The organism is Arthrobacter sp. P1_H7, from assembly GCF_056405215.1.
This window is the reverse complement of record NZ_JBFUCO010000004.1, coordinates 416,006-439,927: the sequence shown is the minus strand read 5'-3', so window position 1 is coordinate 439,927 and position 23,922 is coordinate 416,006. Positions and strand designations below refer to the sequence as shown.

Below are 23,922 nucleotides of genomic sequence, written 5' to 3'. Positions count from 1 at the left end.
CTGCTGCAACTTACAAGCGTTCTGGTGCGGCACCCCATCGGCAAATCTGTTCCGCTCAGCGTTCCTCCAGCGGGACGTTTGAACGGTCTGTAGGTCGCCTTTCAACGGAACGGGGCATTGAAGCTGCTGGGAGGGGCGCAGCTGCATTCGTATGGGATTCGCGTACTAGCCACGTAGGCTACCGCGAAGACACAACCATTGGGGGTAATCAGTGAACAACATCGAAGTCTTTGGCATCTCGTACGTCCTCTATCTGATCTTCACTGCCGTGCTGATCGGCTTGGCACTGTACGTTCTGATCCTCGTGATCGTCTTTCTCCGGCTGCGTATTGCCGAGCTGAAGCGCGCCCTACCTCCCAAAGGACACGCAGAGCGGCAATGACTGAAGTCAGGCGCACTGGCCCCTCACCCTCCTCATTCCGAGACAAGGCGATCACAGATCGCCGCCACGAGGCGCCGAACTCCACACGCTAGGGGTGCTGCCCGCTACTTGGCGCAGGCGTCCTGAAGGGCCTTGACGGATTCGGCCGGAACCTGGTCGCCGGAGTCGGCGATCTGGCGCAGCGGGGTGGTGATCTCGGCGGGAGTACCCGCGGCTTCCGCGCTGGTGACAAGACCGCCCAGCAGTTCCTTGTCCTTGGCGCTGACCAGACCGTTCTCCACGATGGCGCAGGCCTGCTTCTTCACTTCATTGCCGGCCGCCGTCGCAGCCTGTGACGCCCCGTCGTTGACGGCCTTTTCGGTAGCGTCCTGCACTTGCGCACAGCCGGTCAGTCCGATCAAGAAGGCGGCAGCGGCAAGGGCGGCGAGACGTAGTTTCATCCATCCACCCTAACAAGCGCGGCTTGTGCCGCCCGAGGAAAAAGGGCAAACACCAGGCCGTAGCCGTGTGAGCACCGGCGCGCATAGGCTCGGTGAGTGGACATCGTCGAGTTCCTGACCGCACGCATTAGAGAAGACGAAGCCGCCGCCCTGAAGCTGCTCGGCGATCCCACGCTTGCCGTCTCCGGCGAGTGGTATGAACGCCGCCTGCTCCGCGAGTGCGAGGCCAAGCGCCAGCTCATCGGCATCATTGAATCCGCACGCCAGTCCGTGCTGGCCGCCTTGGTCAGCCAGGAACCCGCCGACGCCGGATGGGTGCCGGACGTCATCGAATGGACCACGCTCTCCCTGCACACCCTGGCGCTTCCGTATGCAGACCACCCCGAATTCCAGGCGCACTGGCGGATCACGGGATAGCCGTTAGCGGTTGACCCCGGAGATGTTCACGGGTCCCGGAAACCTGCAGGAAATCTCCGCGGCCTACGCTGGTCACACCGCGGCGTCTGCGGTCCGACAGCCGGCTGGTTCTTGAAGGGATACCGTCATGCACCTCTTGCCCCGTGAGCAGGAAAAGCTCATGATCGTGGTCGCGGCGGATCTCGCCCGCCGCCGCCAGGCCCGCGGACTGAAGCTGAACTTCCCCGAGGCCGTCGCGGTGATCAGCTACGAACTGATCGAGGGCGCCCGGGACGGCCGGACCGTGGCGGAGCTCATGAGCTACGGAACCACCCTCCTTGGCCGCGACGACGTGATGGAGGGCGTGCCGGAAATGATCCACGACGTCCAGATCGAAGCTACCTTCCCGGACGGCACCAAGCTCGTCACCGTCCACGACCCGATCCGCTAGGAGCTTCGATGATTCCGGGAGAATACGTTCTCAGTTCCGCGCCGCTGGTCATCAACGCCGGCCGTGAGGCGGTGGACGTCGCGGTGACCAACACCGGCGACCGTCCCGTCCAGGTGGGCTCGCATTATCACTTTGCCGAAGCCAATTCGGCGCTGCAGTTTGACCGGGCGGCCGCCTACGGCCGCCGGCTGGACATCCCGGCCGGCACCGCCGCGCGGTTCGAACCTGGGGACAGCAGGACCGTCAGGCTGATCGAGCTCGCTGGCGGCCGTGAAGTGTACGGACTCAGCAACGCCGTCAACGGCCCACTCGACGAGACCGGACTCCATGTTTCCGAACTCCACGTTTCCGAACGGAAAGGTGACGCGCAGTGAGCTTCGAGCTATCCCGCAGGCAGTATGCGGACCTCTACGGCCCGACGACGGGCGACACCATCCGCCTGGCCGACACCGACCTGTTCCTTGAGATCGAGCAAGACCTCACCGTCTACGGCGAGGAAGTGGTGTTCGGCGGCGGCAAGGTGATCCGCGACGGCATGGGCCAGAACGGCCAGCTGACCCGGGACGGTGCGGGTTCCGGCAGTATTGGTTCCGGCGGCGGAGTCCCGGACACCGTGATCACCAACGTCGTCGTGCTGGACTACACCGGCATCTACAAGGCCGACGTCGCCCTCCGGGACGGCCACATCTTCCGGATCGGCAAGGCCGGCAACCCGCAGATCACCGACGGCGTGGACATCGTGATCGGTGCCAGCACCGAGATCATTGCCGGCGAGCGGAAAATCCTGACGGCCGGCGGGGTGGACTCCCACATCCACTTCATCTCCCCGGACCAGGTCGCGGCCGCCCTGTGCAGCGGCGTGACCACGATGGTCGGCGGCGGCACCGGTCCCGCCGAGGGCACCAAAGCCACCACGGTCACCCCGGGCGCATGGCACATCGGCCGGATGCTGCAGGCCGCCGAGGGGCTCCCCATCAACATCGGGCTGTTCGGCAAGGGCCACGCGTCCGCGGTCGAACCCCTGGCCGAGCAAATCCGCGCCGGCGCGATCGGGCTCAAAGTCCACGAGGACTGGGGCTCCACCACGTCCTCCATCGACACGTCGCTGCAGGTCGCGGACCAGTACGACGTCCAGGTGGCCATCCACACCGACACCCTGAACGAGTGCGGCTTCGTGGAGGACACCATCCGGGCTATCGACGGCCGCGTGATCCACACCTTCCACACCGAAGGCGCCGGCGGCGGCCACGCCCCGGACATCATCAAGATCGCTGGGCTGCCCAACGTCCTGCCGGCCTCCACCAACCCCACCCTGCCGTACACGCGCAACACCATCGAAGAACACCTGGACATGCTCATGGTCTGCCACCACCTGAACCCGGACATCCCGGAGGACGTGGCATTCGCGGACTCCCGCATCCGCGCCGAGACCATCGCCGCCGAGGACGTCCTGCAGGATCTGGGCATCTTTGCGATCACGTCCTCGGACTCCCAGGCCATGGGCCGGGTGGGCGAAGTGGTCATCCGCACCTGGCAGGTGGCGGACAAGATGAAGAAACAGCGCGGCGTCCTCAAAGACCCCGACGGCGGCAGCCACGGCGCCGCGTCCGGCCTGGGGGCGGAGAGCGACAACTTCCGGCTGAAGCGCTACGTGGCCAAATACACGATCAACCCCGCCATCGCGCAGGGCATGGCCGACTCGATCGGCTCGGTGGAGGTCGGCAAGTTCGCGGACCTGGTGCTCTGGGACCCCGCGTTCTTCGGAGTGAAGCCGGACCTTGTGCTCAAGGGCGGCCAGATCGCCTACGCCCTCATGGGGGACGCCAACGCCTCCATCCCCACTCCGCAGCCGCGCACCATGCGGCCGATGTTCGCCGCCTACGGCAAGGCGCTCCAGCAGTCCTCTATCACCTTCCTGTCCCAGGCGGCGATCGACGCCGGGGTCCCGGCGGAGCTTGGACTGGAGAAGGTCATCCGGCCGGTGTCCGGCATCCGCAGCCTCACGAAGGCGGACCTGAAGTACAACGGCTCCACCCCTGCTATTGAGGTGGACCCGGAAACGTATCAGGTGAGCGTCGACGGCGAGGACGTCACGTGCGAGCCCTCAGACGTGCTGCCCATGGCCCAGCGCTACTTCCTTTTCTAGGCTTCCAGAGGAGACCACCATGATCATCGAAAAGGTGCTCGGCAACACCCACGACCTCCCTCCGGGTCCGGACCCCTATTTGGGGCTCCACCGGGAAAAGGTGGTGCTGCCCAGCGCCCAGCTGGTCAAACGCATCCAGCGCGTCACCACCGACCACGGGAAGGAACTCGGCATCCGCCTCCCCGCCGGTTCCGGGGACCTGCGCGACGGGGACATCCTGCACGTGGCCGACACCAACATGATCGTGGTCTCGGTGCTGGCCACCGACGTCCTGGTGATCGCCCCGCGCTCCATCCACGAGATGGGGGTGGTGGCGCACTCCCTGGGCAACCGGCACTTGCAGGCCCAGTTCTTCGACGCTTCCTCGGAGTACGGGGCGGAGGTGATGGTCTGTCAGTACGACCACACCGTGGAGGACTATCTCAAACACGTCGGAGCGCCCTACGACCGCCAGGAACGCGTGATGCCCGTCCCCTTCCGCCATGCCGAACACTCGCACTAGCCTCTGCCGTTGCGGCTGGGGCGCCGTGGGCGCTGCGGCGGGTGATAGGGGTCGTGCCCGCTTCGCGGTGCCCGCCACGCCGCGACCCCTATCACCCGCCTTCGCATGTTCGACAGCTTGCCTTGCGTCGTGGGGACCGTTATGACTTACCAGTTGGCATTGCAGCAGCTGACGGACTCGGCGCTGCCTACCGGGGCTTTTGCCCACTCGCTGGGGTTTGAGACGTATGTGGAGCGCGGCCTGGTGCGGGATGAGGCGAGCTTTGGGGTGTGGCTGGCGGCGTTCATTTCACAGCAACTGACATATTCGGACGCACTGGCCATCCGGTTCCTGTACGAGGGTGTCACTGTTGCCGAACTGGATGCGTTGCTGACCGCCCAGTTGCTGCCCCGGCAGCTGCGCGAGGCCAGTACCAAGATGGGCGGCCGGCTGCTGGAGATCGGCGCCGAGATCTTTCCGTCCGCTGAACTGGCGGAGTACCGGGAGCTGGTGGGTTCCGGCCGTGCCGCCGGGCATCAGCCGCTGGCGTTCGCCGTCGTCGCCCGGTCCCTGGGGGTCCCGCTGCCGGAGGCCCTCGCCGCTTACCTGTTCGCCGCCGTCACGTCATTGACGCAAAACGCCGTCCGGGCGATCCCGCTGGGGCAGAACGCCGGCCAGCGGCTGCTGCGGAACGCCGCCGACGACGTCGCCTCCGCGGTCGAGCGGGTCAGTCACCTCACGGCTGACGACTTCGGGGCGGTCAGCCCCGGTCTCGAAATTTCGCAGATGCGGCACGAACGCCAGCGCGCCCGCATGTTCATGAGCTAACTGATCTGTACAAAAATGCCTTACGAAATATGTCTGGAGAAGAATATGTCTGAGCCCGTCAAGATCGGCATCGGCGGCCCGGTGGGTGCCGGCAAGACCCAGCTCGTGGAGCGGCTCACCCGTCACATGAGCCGGGAGATCTCCATGGCAGCCATCACCAACGACATCTACACGATCGAGGACGCCAAGATCCTCGCCGCCAACGGGATCCTCCCCGTCGACCGGATCATCGGCGTCGAAACCGGCGGCTGCCCGCACACCGCCATCCGCGAAGACACGTCCATGAACACGGCCGCCATCGAAGAGCTGAAGCAGCGGCACCCTGACCTGCAGGTGATCTTTGTGGAATCCGGCGGCGACAACCTCTCCGCCACGTTCAGCCCCGAACTGGTGGACTTCTCGATCTACATCATCGACGTGGCCCAGGGCGAGAAAATCCCGCGCAAGGCAGGCCAGGGCATGATCAAGTCCGACCTGTTCATCATCAACAAAACCGACCTCGCGCCGCACGTCGGCGCGGACCTGGCCGTCATGGAGCGGGACTCCAAGGAATTCCGGGGCGAGAAGCCGTTCTGCTTCACGAACCTCAAGACCGACGAAGGGCTGGACCGTGTCATCGAATGGGTGCGGCGGGACGTCCTGATGCTCGACCTGGCGCCATGACGGCGACCACACCTGCTGCGGTCCCCTCTGCGGCGACAGGCCCGTCTCCGGGTGCTTCGTCGGGGATAAGGGGCCGTGCCCGTCCCCAGCCGCTCCCAACTCTCGCAAGCTCGAGTCGGGGCCCTCGCGGCAGTGGGCCCCCCGCGGTGCCCGCCACGCCGCGGCCCCTTATCCCCGACTCCGCTTCTGCTGTCGAGTCACCGATGGGGGAACTGGAACTCGTCGTCGAAAATCGGGGCGGACGTTGTGTCGCCACGCATCAGTTCCATCGCGGGGCTTTGCGGGTTCTGCGGCCGCACTACTTGGATGCGAGCGGGCAGGTTTGTTATGTGCTCGTCAATCCTGGCGGGGCCTATCTTGGCGCTGACCTGTATGTGATTGATGTGGAGGTGGCGGACGGGGCGAAGATGCTGCTCGCCACGCAGTCGGCCACCAAGATCTATCGGACTCCGGGATCCTTTGCCGAACAGCGGATGCGGCTGCGGCTCGGGGAGGGCGCACAGCTGGAGCTGGCCCCGGATCAGGTGATCGCCTACCGGGAGGCCAGCTACCGGCAGAATACGTGCGTTACGGTGCGGCCGTCCTCGAGCCTCATCATGGCTGAAATTGTGACCCCGGGGTGGTCGCCGGACGGGGCCACGTTCCGGTACGAGGAGCTGCGGCTCCGGACCGAAATCCGGGTCGAGTCCGGGGGAGCGGGCGGGCTGCTGGCCCTGGACAACGTGCTCATCCGCCCGCCCCTGGGCGATGTGACGGGGATGGCGTTCATGGAGGGCTACAGCCACCTGGGGTCGCTGATGGTGGTGGACCCGCGCGTGGACCAGGCCCTTGCCGACGAACTGCACGAGATTACGGCCGGGTACGGCGCCCATACCGGCATTTCGCTGACGGCCGCCGTGCTGGGAACGGCCGGGCTGGTGCTGAGATCGCTCTCCAACAGCACGGAGGAACTCAAACGCGTGCTCGGGGCCGCCACCGCTTTGCTGCGCAAGCGCTGGTACGGCCAGGATCCTTTGGATCTGAGGAAGTACTGAAGGCCACGACCGGGCAGAAGGCCGCGCTGCACCGGCCAAGGGCTGGTGTTCGATACCGCCACCACGATCGGGCTGTTGGTCATGGCGACGACGGCCTCGGCGACCCGCGCCGCTGATCACAGCCGGCGCGCGCCCTCTGCCGGCAGGACAGAAAAGACATCCGGTGCCCGGAGCCCGCGCGCGGCGAAGCCAGCCAGGACTGCGGTCCTGACCCGAGCGGCGTCGTTTACCGGAACCAGGGCGATGGCGGACCCGCCGAACCCGCCACCTGTCATCCGGGCCCCGATAGCCCCGCTGGCGCGCGCGGTGTCAACGGCCAGGTTCAGTTCCGGGCAGGAGATCTCGAAGTCGTCCCGCATGGAACGGTGGCTGGCGTCCAGCAGGTCCCCGATAGCCCGGGGCCCGTGGGACGTGAGCAGTTCCGCGGTCCGGGCGACCCGTTCGTTCTCGGTGACGATGTGCCGGACTCGGCGGAAGGTCACGTCGTCGAGGATGCGCTCCGCCCGGGGCAGATCGGCGGCGTCGAGATCGCGAAGGGCGCCGACGCCCAGGGCCCGGGCGCCCCGGACGCAGGAGGCCCGGCGTTCGGCATACCCGCCGGTGGCATGGGCGTGCGAGACCTTCGTGTCAATCACCAGGCAGACCAGCCCGGACTCCTCCAGTCCGAGCGGCACCGGGCGGGAGCTGAGGTCACGGCAGTCCAGGTAAACGGCGCAGTCCTTGGTGCCGAGCATCGAGGCGGACTGGTCCATGATGCCGGTGGGGGCGCCGACCACGTTGTTTTCGGCCCGCCGTCCGATGGCCGCCAGTTCGGCGCGGCCCAGGCCGGCCCCGGTGAGATCGGACAGAGCCAGGGCGACGGCGCATTCCAGGGCGGCAGAGGAGGACAGCCCGGCGCCGACCGGGACATCGGAGGACACGAACAGGTCAAAGCCCGGCACCGTGATGCCGGCGCGTTCCAGCTCCCACGCCACCCCGGCCGGGTACGCGGACCAGCCGGCCGCCTGATCCGGGACGAAGGTGTCGAGATCGAATTCGACCGGGTCAGCGCCCGCGAACGCGGAGGCCAGCCGCACGGTGCGGTCCGCCCGGACCGCCACGGCCACGGTGGTGGTGCGGTTGATGGCGAACGGCAGGACGAGGCCGTCGTTGTAGTCCGTGTGTTCGCCAATCAGGTTGACCCGTCCCGGTGCCTGCCAGACGCCGTCGGGCTCGTGGCCGAAATGGCCAGTGAAGGCGCGGGTCAGCGCGTCCGCCAGGGCCGTTCCGGTGGTGTCGGTGGTGGTCATGCCGTTCCTGTCCTGGCGTCCCGGAGCCGGGCCGCGACCTCTTCGGGAGTGGTGTCGTTGATGAAGGCGCCCATGGCGGCCTCGGAGCCGGCCAGGAACTTGAGTTTGTCCGCGGCCCGCCGCGGGGAGGTGAGCTGCAGGTGCAGGTACCCGGACCGGCGCAATACCGGGTCAAGGGGGGCCTGGTGCCAGGCGCTGATGTACGGCGTCGGGCTGCCGTAGAGCCTGTCGAGGCGGCCCAGCAAGTCCGGATACAGGACGGCGAGCTCGTCACGCTCGCCGCCGGTCAGCGCGGCGAGGTCCGGAACCTGGCGGTGCGGGACCAGATGGACTTCCAGCGGCCAGCGGGCCGCGAACGGCACGTAGGCGCTGAAGAATTCGCCCTCGAGCACCATCCGGGCGCCGTCGGCACGTTCATTCGCCAGAATGGTTCCGGTCAGGGTGGCCGTCCCGCGTGCCGCCTCATGGAACTGCCGGGCGGCCGCGGCCATGACCGCGGCCCGCGGCGTGACGTAGGGGTAGGCGTAGATCTGGCCGTGCGGGTGGTGCAGTGTCACGCCGATGTCCTGGCCGCGGTTCTCGAAGCAGAACACCTGCGCCACGCCGGGCAGGGCGCTGAGGGCCTCGGTCCGGTGCGCCCAGGCGTCGATCACGGTGCGCACGCGCCGGTTGCTGAGCGCGGAAAAGGTTCCGGTGTGCGCAGACGTGAACGCCACCACTTCGCACCGGCCGCCGGCCACCCCGCGGCTGCCCCAGCCCGGCGCTGCCGGGGCGGCAGCGAGATCCGGGCCGAGCGAGGGGAAGCGGTTTTCAAACACGGCGACGTCGTAATCCGCCGGGATCTCCGAGGGCCGCGCGTCGGTGCTCGGGCACAGCGGGCACTCGTCCGCCGGCGGAAGATGCGTCCTGTGTTGCCGGTGCGCGGCGACCGCCACCCATTCCCCGGTCAGCGCGTCGTACCGGATTTCCCCGGACGGGCCCCGCTCGGGAAGGTCACGGCGGTCCCTCGACGGGCGCTGCAGGGGATGGGCGGTGTCGTCGAAAAACAGGAGCTCGCGCCCGTCGGCGAGGCGTGTACTGGTCACCGCGGACACCGACGCCGGGGCGTCAACGCGGCTGATGATGCTGGTCATGGGGTTCCTTCGAAAGTGAGGGGACGTGCGGTGCCCGACCCCGAAGCAGGGGGCGGGGCCGGACGGTCAGAGGGCCTGGACGTGCAGGAGCAGGGCGTGCTCCGGGTTCAGGACCGGCAGGGGCAGGCCGACGTGCTGCAGGAAGGCGCCGGTGGCGACGGCCCCGTCTTCCAGCCAGGCGGGCGGCCGGATCTGGGTGAAGGTGTGCGCGTAGTCGCCGTCGAGAGGGGTGGGCAGTTCGGCCCGGACGCGGTAGTTTCGCTTCGGGTCAAGGCCCGGAAGCGAGGCCAGTCCGGGGACCTCGGCGGGGGCGGACGCCAGGGACACCGCCGCGAACAGGGCCTCGCCGGCGTCGTGCGCCACCACACCGTGGACACTCAGGGTGGGTTCGGCGGTGTCCGCGTTGACGCGCTTGCCGGAGTGGATCAGTGCGCGGTGGCGCTTGTACAGCGCAATGGCGCGGCGCAGCGTGGCCCGCTCCTCGTCCGTGGCTGCGCGGATATCCCACTCCATGCCGAAGTGGCCAAAGAGGGCGGTGATGGCGCGGAAGGAGATGTCGTGCGTGCGGGCGGTGGTGTGCGAGGTGGTGGGGCCGATATGTGATCCGACGAGTTCCGGCGGCAGGACCGACTGGGTCCACCGCTGGATGGTCTGGCGCTCCAGGGCGTCGTTGCAGTCCGACGCCCACACGCGGTCGGTTCGCTGCAGGATGCCGAGGTCCACACGGGCCCCGCCGGAGGAGCAGCTTTCGATCTCCACATCCGGGTGGGCTGCCTTGAGCGCGTCGAAGAGGCGGTAGGCGGCCAGCGTCTGCTCGTGAACGGACGGGCGGCCGCCGCGGCCGTGCTCGGTGAGGTCCCGGTTCTGGTCCCACTTGAGGTAGGCGATGGCGTTCTCTCGCAGCAGGGCGTCGAGGCGGCCGAAGATGTACTGCCAGGCCTCCGGGTTGGCGAGGTCCAGGACGTGCTGATGGCGCCAGGGGTGCGGGAGCCGGCCGCCGTCCTTGTAGGAGAGCACCGACGGGCCCACGATCCAGTCCGGGTGCTCGCGCGCGACGTCGGAGTCCAGGTTGACCATCTCCGGCTCCACCCACAGGCCGAACTCCATGCCGTGGCCGGTGACCGCGTCGATCAGCGGCGTGAGGCCCGCGGGCCACAGGCCTTCGTCGACGTACCAGTCGCCGAGGCCCGCATGGTCATCGCGGCGGCCGCGGAACCAGCCGTCGTCGAGGACGAACCGTTCCACGCCGAGCCCGGCGGCCGCTTCGGCGAGTTCGAGCAGCGGCTCGAGGCGGTGGTCGAAGTAGACCGCTTCCCAGGTGTTGAGCACCACGGGGCGGACCCGGCCGGACGTGGTGTCCACATGCTGCGGCCGGGCACGGAACCAGTCGTAGAAGGCCTCGGTGATGCCGTCCAGGCCATGGCCGGAGTAGGCGGCGAAGAGCGACGGCGTCCGGTAGCAGCCGCCGGGCGGCAGGACCACTTCGCCGGAGCCGAGCAGCTCCGCGGCGCCCAGCATCCGCCGGCCGTCGGTGAGGCTGTCGAGGTACTGCTCGTGGTTGCCGCTCCAGCCAAGATGCGTGGCCCAGACCTGGCCTGAGCGGTTGGCGAAGCCGGCGGTCCCGGCTGCCACCAGCAGCGAGGAATCGTGGCCGGTCCGGCCGTGCCGGCCGGTGCGGACCCAGGTGCCCTGCTGGACGGCGTGCCGCTGCGGGTGGTTTTCGCGGCACCAGCGTCCGGTGAGGTCGAGCAGTTCTGTGGCGTCCCGCGGCACCGGCAGCACCGTGGCGAGTTCGTCGAGCTGGTATTCGGCCGTGCCGCTGTTGGTCAGCGTGTGCGCCAGCTCCAGGAGGCCGCCCGGGTGAAGGGTGAGCTCGGATCTGACGTCGAGTCCGGCGGCGGCATCCCGGTGGATGATCAGTACGCCGCGGCCGCCGTCCTGCATCTGGGCGGACACCACCCGCAGGGCCGGCGAGAAGTCCAGGCCGGGGCCGCCGTCGGCGTTCCGGTGCCCGCGGAGGCCCGGCCGTCCGGCCCAGCCGGAGGAGGCCTGCGGGAGCAGCCCGGCGGTGACGGGGATGTCGAGGGCGGAGTGGGGTACTGGCCCGCGGAGGATCGCCAGATCGGGGAGGTTCTCCCCGAGGTCGGCGCCCCAATGGACGATCTCGGCCTCGCCGGAGTCGAAGGCCAGCAGGACGCTGGTGCCGGCAGAACGCAGGTGCACGGGGTGCATGGGGATTCGCTTTCGGTAGTGCGGAAGTCAGGTGCTGGTGCGCGGGATCCCGGCTCGGGGACCCCGCGCACCGGGCGCCGCCGCGGCGGGCGGTTGTGGCTTCGAACGCTTACTTGTTGAAGAGGGCGTTGACCTGGTCGTTGGCTTCGGTGAGGGAGCTGGCAGGCTTCTTGCCGGAGAGGACGGCGTCCATGGCCGGCTTCATGATGCCGTCCACCTTGGCTGCCTTATCCGCGATCGGGAACAGGAACGTGGTTCCTTCCTTGACGTGGGTGGTGAAGGCGGAGACGTCGGTGCCCTTGGCCTTGAACGCTTCGGCTGCCTTCTCGGAGGAGCTGGTGAGAGCGGGGAACACGACGGCCTTGGAGGCTACGACGTCCTGGCAGGCGGTGGAGGCGAGGTATTCGACCCACTTGACCGAGGCTGCCGGGTTCTTGGTGCCCGCCCAGACGGAGTCGGCCAGGCCGTTGAACATGCTGGCGCGCTTGCCTTCGGGGCCCTTCGGGGTGGGGGCGAACGCGGTCTTCACGCCCTTGTAGCTCTGGTACTGGCCGATCAGCCAGTCACCGGTGGTGTTGATGGCAGCCTTGCCGGCGCCGAAGTTGTCCGCCAGGCTGGCGCCGACGGTGGTTTCGAGCTTGGGCATGTAGCCCTTCTCGGTCAGTCCGGCCCACCAGGCGATGGTCTCCTGGAACTTGGGGTCGTCGTAGTTGAACTTGGTGCCCCAGGGGTTCTTGTCCGTGGCGGTCCAGCCGGTGGTGGCGCTGAGGAAGCTCCACTCGGTCTGGCCCTGCCCGGAGCCGCTTCCGGCCAGGCCGAGGCCGTAGACGGCCACGTTGTTCTTGTCGAAGCCTGCCTCGTCGCCGCGCACGCCCTTCTTGTCCACAGTCAGGTGCGCGATTGCCTTCTCGTAGCTGCCGCCGTCCTGCGGGTTCCAGTCCAGGTTGGCCATCTGCTCGGCGGTCAGGCCCGCGGAGTCCGTCATGGCCTTGTTGTAGAAGAGGCCTACGGTGTCCCAGTCCTTGGGTAGTCCGTAGCGCTTGCCGTCCTGGCCCACCCAGAGCTCGGGGAGTCCCTTGGTGTAGCTCTCCAGCTTGATGCCGTCCTTGGCCACTGCCTCGTCGAGGGAGAGCAGTTGCTTCTTCGCGGCGTATTCGGGGTACTTCGAGAGGTGGTTGGTGAAGACGTCGGGGGCGGTGCCGGCGACGAAGCCGTTGGTCAGCGTGGTCCAGTAGTCGTCCCAGCCGCGCTGGGTGATCTTGACCTTGATGTCCGGGTTGGCCTTGGTGAAATCGTCCGCGCACTGCTTGTAGGCCGGGAGCTGGTTGGCGTCCCACAGCCAGTAGTTGATTTCGCCCTTGGCCTCGGTGGAGGCCGGGGCGGACCCGCCACAGGCGGAGAGGGAGATGGCGATGGCTGCGGCGGCAGCGACGGCGCCTAGGGTCTTCTTCATGGTGGACCTTTCGTGGAAATGCTTCTTTGAGGGAACGCTTGTTGACGGGGGAGTGCGTGTTGGGTCGGGGCTATTTGATGCCGGAGAAGCCGATGGAGTTGACCACCCGCTTGCCGAAGGCGATGAAGAGCAGGAGGACGGGCAGGGCCGCGATCAGTGTTGCGGCCATCAGGCCGGACCAGTCGGGGGCGCCCTGCGGGGACTGGGACTTGAAGACGCCCAGGCCCACGGTTAGGACGCGGACGCTTTCGTCCTGGCCCACAAGAAGCGGCCAGAAGTACTCGTTCCACTGGCCGATGAAGGTCAGCAGCGCCAGCGTGGCCAGCGGGGCCGCGGCGTTCGGGAGCACGATTTGGAAGAAGATCCGCACGTGCTTGGCGCCGTCGAGCATGGCGGCCTCTTCCACCTCGCGGGACATGGAGAGGAAGAACTGGCGCAGGAAGAAGATGGCGAAGGGGGTCATGAACAGGAACGGCAGGGCCAGGCCGGCGAAGGTGTTGAGCAGGCCGAGGTTCTTGATCATCAGGAAGTTGGGCAGGGCTGTGAAGATCGGCGGGACCATCATGGTGGCCAGGAACAGGCCGAACACCACGTTCCGGCCCGGCCAGCGGAGCCGGGAGAAGGCGTAGGCGGCCATCGCGCTGAAGAACACCTGACCGGCGGTGGTGACGGTGGCGAAGATGACGGAGTTCCGCAGGTACAGCCAGAAGTTGATAGCGGCGCCGGAGCCGCCCTCGGCGATGGCTTCCTCGGGGCTCTGCAGCCCCAGGACCCGCTTGAAGGCGCCGAGGCTGAAGTCGGCCGGCAGCAGGTTGCTGGCGTTCGAGGCCAGGGAGGCGTTGCTGGACAGTGCGGTGCGGAGCATCCAGAGGAACGGCGCGATCGTCACGGCGACGGCGACGGCGACGAGGGCCCAGGCGCCGACGCGGCGCCAGTTGACCGGCTTCCTGGGAGTGGGAACGGTGGTGGCGGGCTTCGTGCGGGAAGGGGCGGAGGTAGTCATGGCTGGGGTTCCTTAGTCCAGATCCGATTCGTTGCCCTTGAGGAACTTCATCTGGACGAAGGCCACAAGAGCGAGAATGACGAAGAGAATGACGGACAGGGCCGAGGCGTAGCCGAAGTCGGATTCACCGAAGGCCTTCTGGTAGATGTACATCTGGATGACGCGGGAGGCATTGATCGGGCCGCCGCCCGTGGTCACTGCCACGGTGTCGAAGACCTGGAAGGAGCCGATCACGGTGACCACCAGGACCAGCACCAGCACGGGGCGCAGGAGTGGCATCGTGATGCTCCAGAAGGTCCGGGTCGGGGAGGCGCCGTCGAGCGAGGCGACCTCGTACACGTGGTTGGGGATGGACTGCAGGCCGGCGAAGATCAGCAGGGCGGTGTAGCCCATGTGGCGCCAGACGTTGACGCCGGCGATGGTGGGGATGGCCCATTGCTCGCTGCCGAAGAAGGCGATGCGCGGCAGGCCCAGCCAGTTGATGACCTCGTTGACGATTCCCAGCTGGTAGTCGAGCATCCAGAACCAGAGCAGTGCAACGATCACGTTCGCCACCAGGAAGGGCAGCAGCAGGGCGCCGCGGATGAGCGTGGACTTGGCGACGTTGTGCATCAGCAGGGCAAGTCCGAGTGCGATGGCGGTCTGGAAGCCGATGTTCAGTGCCACGTACTGGACCGTCACGGCCATGGCGTTCCAGAAGAGATCGTCCGCGAAGATCGCTGTGTAGTTCTTGGTGCCGATCCAGGTGGGATCCCCCAAAACGCTGTACTCGGTGAAGCTGAGGTAGACGCCGCGGATGCTCGGCACCAGGTAGAAGGCAACGAAGCCGAGCAAAGCCGGGGCGATGAAGAAGAGGGCGACCCTCAGGTCGCTGCGGGTTCGGCGCCGGCGGCGGGGGGCAGCGTTGCCCGTTCCCGGGCCGGCCGCCTTGCGGGCCGGGGCGGCTCCGCGGGCAGTTGTGGTGGTCATTGGTGGTTCCTCCGCAGTTACATGGATGCTGTGACGTGGATTACAACTGAGGCCTGAATCTACACGAGTAACTTTCCAATACGCAACCGTTTCTTTTATGTTTCCGGGCGGAAACTTTCTGCTCATCATCTGCTATTGACTCGAGTAGAAACTGGTGTGAAACTTGCGTGCATGACTTTCTCACTAGGCATCGTCGGCGCCGGACAGTTTGCAGGCGCCTTCGCCAAACTCTTCGACGCCCATCCCGCGATTTCAGAAGTCCATGTCACCGACGTCCTGCCGGAACGGGCCGAGGCCCTCCGGGAGCGGCTCGGCCTGGCGGGGACCTATCCCAGCTTTGAGGCCATGCTCGACGGCGACCTCGACGCTGTGGCGATCTTCACCCAGCGCTGGACGCACGGCCCGCTGGTGCTGCAGGCGCTCCGGGCGGGCAAGCATGTGTATTCGGCAGTACCGATGGCCATCAGCGAGGACGAGATCGCCCGGATCATCGAGGCTGTCCGGGAGACGGGCCTGACCTACATGATGGGCGAGACAAGCTACTACAACCCCGCCACCGTCTATGCCCGCAAGCGCAAGGCTGAAGGCGCCTTTGGCCGCATCTTCTACGCCGAGGGCGACTACGTCCACGACATGGATCTCGGCTTCTACGAGGCCTACCAGTACAGCGGCGGGGAGGACTGGAAGAGCACCGCCAGCTACCCGCCCATGCTGTACCCGACCCACTCCACCGGCGGGGTGCTGGGCGCGATCGGCGGCCATGCCGTCAGCGTCAGCTGCATTGGCGTCCCCGACGAGCGCGGGGACGGTGTGTTCGACAAGGACGTCAGCATGTTCGGCAACGACTTCTCCAATGCCACCGCGCTGTTCGAGCTTTCAACCGGCGGGTCCATGCGCATCAATGAGATGCGCCGCGTCGGCTACCCCTCCCACCTGCGCGAAAGCCGCTTCCGTTACTTCGGCACCGAAGCCAGCTTCGAGCAGCTGGCCCTGGTCAGTGTGTGGCAGGACAAGGAGTCCGTGACCGATGTCAGCGACGAACTGGCCACCCGGGCCACGCTCGCCGCGGACGATCCGGCGCTGGCGGACGTCGCGCCGGCACTGCGGGACGCCTTCAGCTCCGGGCTGGCCGCCGTGCACGACGCCGGCCGGCTTCCGGCCGAGTTCCGCGGACTTCACAACGGGCATGAGGGCAGCCACCACTTCCTGGTGGATGACTTCGCCACGGCCGTCGACACGGGAACGCTCCCGCCCGTCAACGCCTGGGAGGCCGCCCGCTACACGCTGCCGGGGATCGTGGCGCACGAGTCCGCCCTCCGCGGCGGGGAGCGGTTGCCCGTGCCGGACCACGGCGACGCCCCTGTTCGGCTGCCTATGCAGGGAACCAATGGGGAGGGCTTTGCCGGGGAACTCCGGCGGTAGCATGGTCACTGTGCCACACTCGCCCGCCTCCGCCAGGCCCACGATCACCCGCAAAGACGTGGCCAGGCTGGCGGGCGTCAGCACCGCCGTCGTCAGCTATGTGGTGAACGGCGGCCCCAAGCGGGTCTCCCCGGTGACGGCTGCGAAAGTCCGCGAGGCCATCAGCGCCCTGGGGTATCGTCCGAACGCCGCGGCGAGGGCACTGAAACTTGGCTCCAGCGAGATGCTCGGCATGGTGGTCCCGGACACCACCAACCCCTTCTTCGCCACTTTGGCCCGCGCCGTGGAGGAAGCCGCGGCGGCGCGCGGCTATGCCCTGCTGCTGGCGAACTCGGGCGGATCGGCGGCCAATGAGCGCCGCCAGGTCAGGAACCTCGCGAGCCGCCGCGTTGACGGGGTCTTCCTCTCCAGCGTGCTGTTCGAACCCGACCTGACCGAGCTGGAGCATTCGGAGATCCCCGCCGTGCTGCTCAACCACAGCACCGAGGTGCCGGGCTTCAACTCGGTCGGCGTGGAGCTGCTGGAAGGCTCCCGGCGTGCCGTCGAGCACCTGGTGGGCCACGGCCACCGCAACATCGCTCTGGTCATGGGCATGAACGCCGGCAATGATCTGGACGCCCGAGAGGTCGGCTGGCAGCAGGGCCTCGCGGAGGCAGGTCTCCCGGAAGGGCCCATTCTGCGCTGTGACTTCGACCGGCAGGGCGGCTACCGGGCCGGGCAGCGGCTGCTCGCGGCCGCGGACCGCCCCACCGCCGTGTTTGTCAGTTCCGACTTGCAGGCTGTCGGGCTGCTGCGCGCGGTGTCCGAGGCCGGGCTGCGGGTCCCCGAGGACCTGGCGGTCTTCTCCTTCGACGGCTCGGCTGAAGCGGAGTTCAGCTGGCCGCCGCTGAGCACCGTGGCGCAGCCCGTGCAGGCCATGGCCGAGGCCGCTGTCGAGGCGCTCATTGGCTTCCAAGAGGCCGACCCCGGTCGGACGTATATTGCGCCCTAATTTGTGCGGGTACCCGGTGCGCGGCTACCGGGCAGCCGACGGCGCCGTCCGATCCTCCGCGGCAGCCGCGTCGCGGGCTGGCTGCGGGTCGCGGAGCTTGCCCGGCGGCCGGCTCACTCGCCGTGGACGGCGGCCTGGCGCTCCTCGGACCGGTTTAAATAGGCCAGCAGCAGCTCGCCGGCGCGGTCCAGGTCTCCGGCTTCCAGGGCGGTGCAGATTTCCTCGTTGTCCGGCAGCCAGCCCCGGTAGAAGTGAGCATCCATAGTGGCCTTGTGGAAGAACAGCCGCATCTCGGCGAGGACCTGAGACATGATCGTGTCCAGCCGCCGGCTGCCCGCCAGGGCCACGATCGCGCCATGGAAATGCTGGTTGGCGCTGCCCAGGCCTTCCTCGTCATTGGCGGCGGCTGCGGCCTTGCCCTCTTCAACGGCGGCCCGGACCGCGGCCACTCGCTCCGGGCTCCCGCCGCCGCGGATCGCACTGACTTCAATGGCGCGGCGCACGGTATAGACGTCGTGGATGTCGCCGGCCTCGAGCCTGGCCACGAAGACGCCGCGGTTCGGGTGCCGGACCACCAGGCGCTCGGCCGCCAGTTCGGCGAAGGCCTCGCGGACCGTGTTGCGGGAGACGCCCAGGTCTTCGGCGATGGTCGACTCCGTGAGCCGGGCTCCCGGCAGGAGCAGGCCCTCCGCCAGTTGCAGGCGCAGCTCAGCCGCCACCCGGTCCGCCACGGAGGGGAGGGCCACGCGCAGCCGCGCGGCAGCTGCGCCGAGGGCGGAGCCGGCAGTCCCATCGGGAGTCGTCATAGTGCCGAATCTACACGATTGTTCCGATGTTTAATCGTCGGATTGTTGAACAATCCGACGAAGTGATGCATCCTAGTAGGGGGCTATCATGAGACGAGGATCACAAATGGCAACCATTGACCTGAACAGCGACGTTGGCGAGTCTTTCGGACGCTGGACCCTGGGCGACGACGCAGCGATGTTCCGCTCGGTTTCCAGCGCCAACGTGGCGTGCGGATTCCACGCGGGCGATCCCAGCGTCATCCGCCGGACCTGCCGCGAGGCGGTGGCCGCCGGCGTCGTGATCGGCGCCCACGTCGGCTACCGCGATCTGGGCGGGTTCGGCCGGCGCTTCCTGGACATCGATCCAATCGAACTGGCGGACGACGTCGTGTACCAGATCGGTGCGCTGCTCGCGCTGGCCGCTGCCGAGGGTGGCACGGTCAAGTATGTGAAGCCGCACGGCGGCCTCTACAACGCGATCGTCTCGCACACCGCCCAGGCAAGGGCCGTCGTCGACGCCGTGAAGTCGGTGGATCCCAACCTGCCGATCCTTGGCCTGCCGGGCTCGGAAGTGCTGCGTCTGGCCGAGGCTGCCGGGCTCAGGGCTGTCACCGAAGCTTTCGCGGACCGGGCCTACAACCCTGACGGCACCCTCGTATCCCGTTCGCTCCACGGCGCCGTGCTGGAGAACCCTGCTCTCGTCACTGAGCATGTCCTCCGGATGGCCACCGACTCCGCTGTCCGCACCATCGACGGCTCCATCCTGAAAATCCGCGCCGAAAGCATCTGCGTGCACGGTGACTCCCCGGGAGCCGTGGCCATGGCCGCCGCCGTCCGCGAAGCGCTCAACGCCGCGGGCATCACCACCGCCGCTTTCGCCTGAGCCGGAGCTCCAGCACTTCACACCCCGGCCCCACCGGGACCACCCTTACTTCAACCCAAGCAACAGGCAGCACCCGCACACCTGGAGGAAAACCATGACTGCAGCACCGCATCAGGCCACCCCGGCCGCCGGCAAGAGGAGGATCCCGCCAGGCGCCCTCAAGGCCTACATCGCGAGCCTCACCGGCACCTCGCTGGAGTACTACGACTTCGCGATCTACTCAGTGGCCTCGGCTTTGGTGTTCCCCAAGGTCTTCTTCCCGGGCAACGACGAATACGTCGGGCTGCTCCTGTCCTTCTCGACCTTTGCAGTGGGCTACCTCGCCCGTCCCATCGGCGGCGTGATCTTCGGCCGGCTCGGTGACAAGATCGGCCGCAAGCACGTCCTCGTGACCACCCTGTTGCTGATCGGCATCGCAACGGTGGTGATCGGCGTGCTCCCGGGCTACGCCACCATCGGGATAGCCGCACCCATCATCCTCGTTTTGCTGCGCCTGGCGCAGGGCATCGGCGTCGGCGGCGAGTGGGGCGGTGCCGTCCTGCTCTCGAGCGAATTCGGCGACGCCAAGCGGCGCGGCTTCTGGTCTTCCGCCGCGCAGATCGGCCCGCCTGCCGGCAACCTGATGGCCAACGGCGTCCTGGCCGTGCTCGCCGCGACCCTCAGCAACGAAGACTTCCTCTCCTGGGGCTGGCGCGTGGCCTTCCTTGCCTCGGCCTTGTTGGTGGGCTTTGGCCTGCTGATCCGGCTGAGGCTCGAGGAAACCCCCGTATTCAAGGCCATCCAGGCCCACGGCGAACAGCCCAAGGCCCCCATCAAGGAGGTTTTCACCAAGGAGCCGCGCGCCCTCGTGTCCGCCGCCCTGTCCCGCATCAGCCCGGACGTGCTGTACTCCCTGCTCACCGTCTTCATGGCCGTCTACGCCACCAAGGAACTGGGCATGAGCACCAGCAACGTACTGACCGCCATCCTGATCGGCTCCGCCTTCCAGCTGGTCCTGATCCCCGCGGCGGGCGCCCTCACGGACCGCATCAACCGCCGCCTCGTATACGGCATCGCCGCCGTCGGAACCGCCATTTACATCCCGCTGTTCTTCGTCATGATCCAGGACAAGTCGGTCCTCACCCTGACCATCGGCATCGTGATCGGGCTGGCCTTCCACGCCTTCATGTACGGCCCGCAGGCCGCTTACATCACCGAACAGTTCCCGGCCCGGCTGCGCTACGCCGGCAGCTCGCTGGCCTACACGCTGGCCGGCGTAGTCGGCGGCGCCATCGCACCTTTGGTCTTCACCGCCCTCTTCGCCGCCAGCGGCCACTGGTTCCTGATCGCCGGCTACCTGGCGGTCGCCTCGATCGTGACGGTGATCGGGCTCGCCATCGGGCGCAACCCGCATACCGACGAAGAAGAGCGGCTCCTGCAGGAAGCCCACGCCTGAGCACTTTGGATCCTATTCAGCGGATCCTGTCCACCGGCACCGGCACAATGAGTGAGGCACCTCGTGATTGAGACAGCAGGGGAACCCCCGAAGGTAGAGAACACAACAGTTCAACGGGTCCGCTCCGTGCGGGCCGTGGGAACGCGCGCGGTCCTGGCCGAGCTCTCCGGCACCCAGGACGTGCTTGCCCTGCAGGCGCTGCTGCTGGAGACGCCGCTGGCGGGCCAGCAGGACGTCCTGGCCGCGGCCGAGACCGTCCTGGTCAAGGCCGATTCCCCGGCATCGGCCCGGCGCATCGCCGCCCGGCTGCTGCAGCTCGACCTCACCGCCCCCGTGCAGCTCGACGGCGGCCTGGTTGTCATCGAGACCGTGTACGACGGCGAGGACCTCGCCGAAGTCGGGCGGCTCACCGGCCTCGGAACCGACGGCGTCATCGCCGCCCATTCCGGCCAGGTCTGGACCGTGGCCTTCGCGGGCTTCGCGCCCGGATTCGGGTACATGGTGGGGGACAACCAGCAGCTGGAAGTGCCCCGGCGCAGCTCGCCGCGCACCGCCGTCCCCGCAGGCTCCGTGGCGCTGGCCGGCAACTATTCGGCCGTGTACCCGCGCCGCTCCCCGGGCGGCTGGCAGCTGATCGGGCGCACCAACGCCAGGATGTGGGACCTGGGCCGGGAGCAGCCGGCCTTGGCCGCCCCGGGCCACCGGGTGCAGTTCCGGCCCGTCCGGGACGCGGTGCTCGTCGCGGAGCCCGCGGCTGAGCATGCGGGCACAGAGCCGGAACCGGCTGCGGGGGACGTCGCCCGCGGTCTCAGGATCGTTTCACCGGGGCTCCAGAGCCTGATCCAGGATCTCGGCCGGCATGGCCACTCCGGCCTGGGTGTTTCCGCCGCCGGCGCGCTGGACCGGGCCTCGCTGCGCCGGGCCAACCGCCTGGTCGGCAACGCCCCCGGCGCAGCCGGCATCGAGACCGTCGCGGGCGGCCTCAAGGTCCAGGCCGTGGGGGACCAGGTCCTCGCCGTCGCCGGGGCGCCGTCGGAACTGAGCATCGCCTCCGCGCCGGACGACGCCGGCGATACGTGGCAGCGCACCGTGCCGGTGGCCACTCCCTTCGCGCTGCTCGAAGGCGAAACGCTCAGCATCGGTGCGCCGCAGAGCGGCTTCCGCAGCTACCTCGCGGTCCGCGGCGGGGTGGATGCGGCCCCGGTGCTGGGCAGCCGCTCCACGGACACGATGTCCGGGATCGGCCCCTCGCACCTGGCCGCCGGGCAGGTGCTGGCCGCCGGCGGCGAGGCCGAATCCGGCGTCGTCGGGGCTCCCGAACTGCAGCCGGACTACCCGGGCACCGGGGTGACCGTCCTCGCCGTCGTCCCCGGCCCGCGCGCCGACTGGTTCGATCAGGCGGCACTGGACTCCTTCACCGCCCAGGACTGGGACGTGCTGCCGCAGTCCAACCGCGTCGGCATGCGGCTGGACGGTACACCGCTGGAGCGCAGCCGCCAGGGCGAACTGCCCAGCGAAGGCACCGTCGCCGGCGCCCTGCAGGTTCCGCCGGAGGGCCTTCCCGTGCTCTTCCTGGCCGACCATCCGATCACCGGCGGCTACCCGGTAATCGCCGTGGTGGTCGACTCCCAGCTGGACCTCGCCGCCCAGGTCCCGATCGGCGGCAGGATCCGCTTCCGCTGGGCCGAATCCGCCACCACCACCGAACACGCCACCAATAACGAAGAAGCGAGTAACTGATGCGCAAGGTCCTGATCGCCAACCGTGGAGAAATCGCGGTCCGCATAGCCCGGGCCTGTGACGACGCGCAGCTGGCGTCCGTCGCTGTCTACGCCGACATCGACGCCGACGCCCTGCACGTCTCGGCCGCGGATGAGGCGTTCAGCCTGGACGGCAACTCGCCCGCGGACACGTACCTGAACATCCCCAAGCTCCTCGCCGTAGCGGCCCAGTCCGGTGCGGACGCCGTCCATCCCGGCTACGGTTTCCTCTCCGAGAACGCCGACTTTGCCCAGGCCGTGCTCGACGCCGGGCTGACCTGGATCGGTCCGACGCCGGACGCGATCCGGCTGCTCGGCAACAAGATCACGGCCCGCGACGCGGCCGTCCGGGCCGGCGCACCCCTGGTGGCCGGCAGCGACGGTCCCGTCGACACGGCGGCCGAGGCCCGCGCCTTCGCCGAAGAGCATGGCCTGCCGATCGCCATCAAGGCCGCCTTCGGCGGCGGTGGCCGCGGCATGAAGGTGGTCCGGGTCATCGACGAGGTCGAGGAAGCCTTCGACTCCGCCGTCCGGGAAGCCGTTGCCGCCTTCGGGCGGGGCGAGTGCTTCGTGGAGCGCTACCTGGACCGTCCGCGCCACGTCGAGGCGCAGGTCCTGGCGGACGCGCACGGCAACGTCGTGGTCGTCGGAACCCGCGACTGCTCCCTGCAACGCCGGCACCAGAAGCTCCTGGAAGAGGCCCCCGCGCCGTTCCTGACCGACGAGCAGACCGCCCTGATCTACGACGCCGCCAAGGCCGTCTGCCGGGAAGCGGGCTACTCCGGCGCCGGCACGGTGGAATTCCTCGTCGCGGCGGACGGCACCGTGGCCTTCCTCGAGGTCAACACCCGGCTCCAGGTGGAGCACCCCATCACCGAGGAAACCACCGGGATCGACCTCGTCCAGGAACAGTTCCGGATCGCCTCGGGCGAGCCCCTGCGCCTGACCAAAGACCCGGCGCCGCGCGGACACGCCTTCGAATTCCGGCTCAACGCCGAGGACGTGGGCCGCGGCTTCCTGCCCTCGCCCGGCACCATCGGCGAATTCGCCGGCCCCACCGGCCCGGGCATCCGCCTCGACACCGGCGTCCGCTCCGGCTCCTTCGTCGCACCACAGTTTGATTCCCTGCTCGCGAAGCTGATCGTCACCGGCGCGGACCGCCAGCAGGCCCTGCGCCGCGCCCGCCGGGCCCTCGCCGAAATGCACATCACCGGCGTCGCCACCGTGCTGCCGTTCCACCGGGCCGTGCTGGAATCCCCGGACTTCACCTCCGAGGACGGCCTCGGCATCCACACCCGCTGGATCGAAACCGACTTCGCGGACAGCATTTCTGCCGACCCCGATTACAGCACCACCGCCCCCGACGGCGAACGCCGCACCATCACGGTCGACGTGGACGGCAGGCGCCTCGCCGTCGGCCTTCCGGCGGATTTGCTCGACGGCTGGGCCCGCGCAGGCGGTCCGCTGCCCGCGGGCGTGTCTTCGGTGTCCGACGCCGGTGCCGCCGCCGCTGCCGACCCGGGGGAGTTGCGCGCGGACATGGCCGGGACCGTGGTCAAGTGGCTTGTCGAGCCGGGAGCCGAAGTCTCGGCCGGGGACCCGGTAGTGGTCCTTGAAGCCATGAAGATGGAAACCCAGGTCTCCGCGCACCGGGACGGCACCGTCACGGACGTCCGCACCGAAGCGGGCGGGGTTGTCACCGCCGGGGCCGTGCTCGCGCTGATCGGGTAGCCGGATTCTGCA

23 protein-coding genes are annotated in these 23,922 nt (G+C 68.3%); 15 read left to right on the top strand and 8 right to left on the bottom strand.

Going from position 1 to position 23,922, the window contains the following annotated elements:
• Positions 1–211: 211 nt before the first annotated feature.
• Positions 212–382, top strand: a complete 171-nt coding sequence (locus tag AC1DXI_RS05780; protein ID WP_018775632.1) for a hypothetical protein — start codon at positions 212–214, stop codon at positions 380–382.
• Between the two features lie 104 nt (positions 383–486).
• Here the strand turns inward: AC1DXI_RS05780 and AC1DXI_RS05775 are convergent, their stop codons facing one another.
• Positions 487–822 carry a hypothetical protein gene (locus tag AC1DXI_RS05775; protein ID WP_476937818.1) on the bottom strand — a complete coding sequence of 112 codons (336 nt, stop codon included), beginning with the start codon at positions 820–822 and terminating at the stop codon, positions 487–489.
• Between the two features lie 96 nt (positions 823–918).
• Between AC1DXI_RS05775 and AC1DXI_RS05770 the strand changes: the two genes are divergently transcribed.
• From AC1DXI_RS05770 to AC1DXI_RS05735, 8 genes are all read left to right on the top strand, one after another.
• Positions 919–1,239 carry a DUF6221 family protein gene (locus AC1DXI_RS05770; RefSeq protein ID WP_018775630.1) on the top strand — a complete coding sequence of 107 codons (321 nt, stop codon included), beginning with the start codon at positions 919–921 and terminating at the stop codon, positions 1,237–1,239.
• A 127-nt stretch (positions 1,240–1,366) separates the two neighbouring features.
• Positions 1,367–1,669: an urease subunit gamma gene (locus AC1DXI_RS05765; protein ID WP_018775629.1), complete on the top strand. Its 303-nt coding sequence runs from the start codon at positions 1,367–1,369 to the stop codon at positions 1,667–1,669.
• 8 nt (positions 1,670–1,677) lie between these two features.
• Positions 1,678–2,043, top strand: coding sequence for an urease subunit beta (locus AC1DXI_RS05760; RefSeq protein WP_476937817.1), 366 nt, complete (start codon positions 1,678–1,680; stop codon positions 2,041–2,043).
• The gene (ureC, locus tag AC1DXI_RS05755; RefSeq protein WP_476937816.1) at positions 2,040–3,815 is read left to right on the top strand and encodes an urease subunit alpha; all 1,776 of its coding nucleotides are present in this window, start codon (positions 2,040–2,042) and stop codon (positions 3,813–3,815) included. The genes AC1DXI_RS05760 and ureC overlap by 4 nt, the downstream gene beginning before the upstream one ends.
• 19 nt (positions 3,816–3,834) lie before the next feature.
• Positions 3,835–4,317 (top strand): urease accessory protein UreE, encoded by a 483-nt coding sequence (gene ureE / locus AC1DXI_RS05750; RefSeq protein ID WP_018775626.1) that lies wholly within the window; start codon positions 3,835–3,837, stop codon positions 4,315–4,317.
• Between the two features lie 141 nt (positions 4,318–4,458).
• The gene (locus AC1DXI_RS05745) at positions 4,459–5,124 is read left to right on the top strand and encodes an urease accessory protein UreF (protein ID WP_476937815.1); all 666 of its coding nucleotides are present in this window, start codon (positions 4,459–4,461) and stop codon (positions 5,122–5,124) included.
• A 45-nt stretch (positions 5,125–5,169) separates the two neighbouring features.
• Positions 5,170–5,787 (top strand): urease accessory protein UreG, encoded by a 618-nt coding sequence (gene ureG / locus AC1DXI_RS05740; RefSeq protein WP_476937814.1) that lies wholly within the window; start codon positions 5,170–5,172, stop codon positions 5,785–5,787.
• A gap of 203 nt (positions 5,788–5,990) precedes the next feature.
• Positions 5,991–6,821: an urease accessory protein UreD gene (locus AC1DXI_RS05735; protein ID WP_476937813.1), complete on the top strand. Its 831-nt coding sequence runs from the start codon at positions 5,991–5,993 to the stop codon at positions 6,819–6,821.
• A 116-nt stretch (positions 6,822–6,937) separates the two neighbouring features.
• On the opposite strand, the gene galK is transcribed toward AC1DXI_RS05735, so the two are convergent.
• The 6 genes from galK to AC1DXI_RS05705 all read right to left on the bottom strand — a co-directional run bounded on the left by galK (position 6,938) and on the right by AC1DXI_RS05705 (position 14,900).
• Entirely contained in the window at positions 6,938–8,110 is a 1,173-nt protein-coding gene (gene galK / locus AC1DXI_RS05730; protein WP_476937812.1) for a galactokinase, read from the bottom strand.
• Positions 8,107–9,243, bottom strand: coding sequence for a galactose-1-phosphate uridylyltransferase (gene galT / locus AC1DXI_RS05725; RefSeq protein WP_476937811.1), 1,137 nt, complete (start codon positions 9,241–9,243; stop codon positions 8,107–8,109). Before galT ends, galK begins: the two co-directional genes overlap by 4 nt.
• Positions 9,244–9,309: 66 nt before the next feature.
• Complete coding sequence (locus tag AC1DXI_RS05720) at positions 9,310–11,475, bottom strand: alpha-galactosidase (RefSeq protein WP_476937810.1); 2,166 nt, start codon at positions 11,473–11,475, stop codon at positions 9,310–9,312.
• Positions 11,476–11,584: 109 nt separating this feature from the next.
• A complete protein-coding gene (locus AC1DXI_RS05715; protein WP_476937809.1) occupies positions 11,585–12,928 on the bottom strand; it encodes an ABC transporter substrate-binding protein in 1,344 nt (447 codons plus the stop codon).
• A gap of 70 nt (positions 12,929–12,998) precedes the next feature.
• A complete protein-coding gene (locus tag AC1DXI_RS05710) occupies positions 12,999–13,931 on the bottom strand; it encodes a carbohydrate ABC transporter permease (protein ID WP_476937808.1) in 933 nt (310 codons plus the stop codon).
• A gap of 12 nt (positions 13,932–13,943) precedes the next feature.
• Positions 13,944–14,900, bottom strand: coding sequence for a carbohydrate ABC transporter permease (locus AC1DXI_RS05705; protein WP_476937807.1), 957 nt, complete (start codon positions 14,898–14,900; stop codon positions 13,944–13,946).
• A gap of 171 nt (positions 14,901–15,071) precedes the next feature.
• On the opposite strand from AC1DXI_RS05705, the gene AC1DXI_RS05700 reads away from it, so the two are divergent.
• Both AC1DXI_RS05700 and AC1DXI_RS05695 read left to right on the top strand, forming a co-directional pair.
• Complete coding sequence (locus AC1DXI_RS05700) at positions 15,072–16,322, top strand: Gfo/Idh/MocA family protein (protein WP_476937806.1); 1,251 nt, start codon at positions 15,072–15,074, stop codon at positions 16,320–16,322.
• Between the two features lies 1 nt (position 16,323).
• Entirely contained in the window at positions 16,324–17,313 is a 990-nt protein-coding gene (locus AC1DXI_RS05695) for a LacI family DNA-binding transcriptional regulator (protein WP_476937805.1), read from the top strand.
• A gap of 113 nt (positions 17,314–17,426) precedes the next feature.
• Here AC1DXI_RS05695 and AC1DXI_RS05690 read toward each other — a convergent pair whose 3' ends face one another.
• Positions 17,427–18,119, bottom strand: coding sequence for a GntR family transcriptional regulator (locus AC1DXI_RS05690; protein WP_476937804.1), 693 nt, complete (start codon positions 18,117–18,119; stop codon positions 17,427–17,429).
• A gap of 106 nt (positions 18,120–18,225) precedes the next feature.
• Here AC1DXI_RS05690 and AC1DXI_RS05685 point away from each other — a divergent pair, with 106 nt between their 5' ends.
• The 4 genes from AC1DXI_RS05685 to AC1DXI_RS05670 all read left to right on the top strand — a co-directional run bounded on the left by AC1DXI_RS05685 (position 18,226) and on the right by AC1DXI_RS05670 (position 23,910).
• Entirely contained in the window at positions 18,226–18,984 is a 759-nt protein-coding gene (locus tag AC1DXI_RS05685; RefSeq protein ID WP_476937803.1) for a LamB/YcsF family protein, read from the top strand.
• Positions 18,985–19,078: 94 nt separating this feature from the next.
• Complete coding sequence (locus tag AC1DXI_RS05680; protein WP_476937802.1) at positions 19,079–20,419, top strand: MFS transporter; 1,341 nt, start codon at positions 19,079–19,081, stop codon at positions 20,417–20,419.
• Positions 20,420–20,485: 66 nt separating this feature from the next.
• Complete coding sequence (locus AC1DXI_RS05675) at positions 20,486–22,159, top strand: 5-oxoprolinase subunit B/C family protein (protein ID WP_476937913.1); 1,674 nt, start codon at positions 20,486–20,488, stop codon at positions 22,157–22,159.
• Positions 22,159–23,910: an acetyl/propionyl/methylcrotonyl-CoA carboxylase subunit alpha gene (locus AC1DXI_RS05670; protein ID WP_476937801.1), complete on the top strand. Its 1,752-nt coding sequence runs from the start codon at positions 22,159–22,161 to the stop codon at positions 23,908–23,910. The genes AC1DXI_RS05675 and AC1DXI_RS05670 overlap by 1 nt, the downstream gene beginning before the upstream one ends.
• Positions 23,911–23,922 lie beyond the last annotated feature (12 nt).

Excerpts from the sequence above, each read along its gene's own strand:
- AC1DXI_RS05705 (WP_476937807.1), bottom strand. The coding sequence starts at position 14,900 with ATGACCACCACAACTGCCCGCGGAGCCGCCCCGGCCCGCAAGGCGGCC.
- ureE (WP_018775626.1), top strand. The coding sequence starts at position 3,835 with ATGATCATCGAAAAGGTGCTCGGCAACACCCACGACCTCCCTCCGGGT.
- galK (WP_476937812.1), bottom strand. The coding sequence starts at position 8,110 with ATGACCACCACCGACACCACCGGAACGGCCCTGGCGGACGCGCTGACC.
- AC1DXI_RS05690 (WP_476937804.1), bottom strand. The coding sequence starts at position 18,119 with ATGACGACTCCCGATGGGACTGCCGGCTCCGCCCTCGGCGCAGCTGCC.
- AC1DXI_RS05775 (WP_476937818.1), bottom strand. The coding sequence starts at position 822 with ATGAAACTACGTCTCGCCGCCCTTGCCGCTGCCGCCTTCTTGATCGGA.
- AC1DXI_RS05695 (WP_476937805.1), top strand. The coding sequence starts at position 16,324 with ATGGTCACTGTGCCACACTCGCCCGCCTCCGCCAGGCCCACGATCACC.
- AC1DXI_RS05700 (WP_476937806.1), top strand. The coding sequence starts at position 15,072 with ATGACTTTCTCACTAGGCATCGTCGGCGCCGGACAGTTTGCAGGCGCC.
- AC1DXI_RS05670 (WP_476937801.1), top strand. The coding sequence starts at position 22,159 with ATGCGCAAGGTCCTGATCGCCAACCGTGGAGAAATCGCGGTCCGCATA.
- AC1DXI_RS05715 (WP_476937809.1), bottom strand. The coding sequence starts at position 12,928 with ATGAAGAAGACCCTAGGCGCCGTCGCTGCCGCCGCAGCCATCGCCATC.
- AC1DXI_RS05680 (WP_476937802.1), top strand. The coding sequence starts at position 19,079 with ATGACTGCAGCACCGCATCAGGCCACCCCGGCCGCCGGCAAGAGGAGG.
- AC1DXI_RS05760 (WP_476937817.1), top strand. The coding sequence starts at position 1,678 with ATGATTCCGGGAGAATACGTTCTCAGTTCCGCGCCGCTGGTCATCAAC.
- AC1DXI_RS05720 (WP_476937810.1), bottom strand. The coding sequence starts at position 11,475 with ATGCACCCCGTGCACCTGCGTTCTGCCGGCACCAGCGTCCTGCTGGCC.
- galT (WP_476937811.1), bottom strand. The coding sequence starts at position 9,243 with ATGACCAGCATCATCAGCCGCGTTGACGCCCCGGCGTCGGTGTCCGCG.
- ureG (WP_476937814.1), top strand. The coding sequence starts at position 5,170 with ATGTCTGAGCCCGTCAAGATCGGCATCGGCGGCCCGGTGGGTGCCGGC.
- AC1DXI_RS05710 (WP_476937808.1), bottom strand. The coding sequence starts at position 13,931 with ATGACTACCTCCGCCCCTTCCCGCACGAAGCCCGCCACCACCGTTCCC.
- AC1DXI_RS05765 (WP_018775629.1), top strand. The coding sequence starts at position 1,367 with ATGCACCTCTTGCCCCGTGAGCAGGAAAAGCTCATGATCGTGGTCGCG.
- AC1DXI_RS05685 (WP_476937803.1), top strand. The coding sequence starts at position 18,226 with ATGGCAACCATTGACCTGAACAGCGACGTTGGCGAGTCTTTCGGACGC.
- AC1DXI_RS05745 (WP_476937815.1), top strand. The coding sequence starts at position 4,459 with ATGACTTACCAGTTGGCATTGCAGCAGCTGACGGACTCGGCGCTGCCT.
- AC1DXI_RS05735 (WP_476937813.1), top strand. The coding sequence starts at position 5,991 with ATGGGGGAACTGGAACTCGTCGTCGAAAATCGGGGCGGACGTTGTGTC.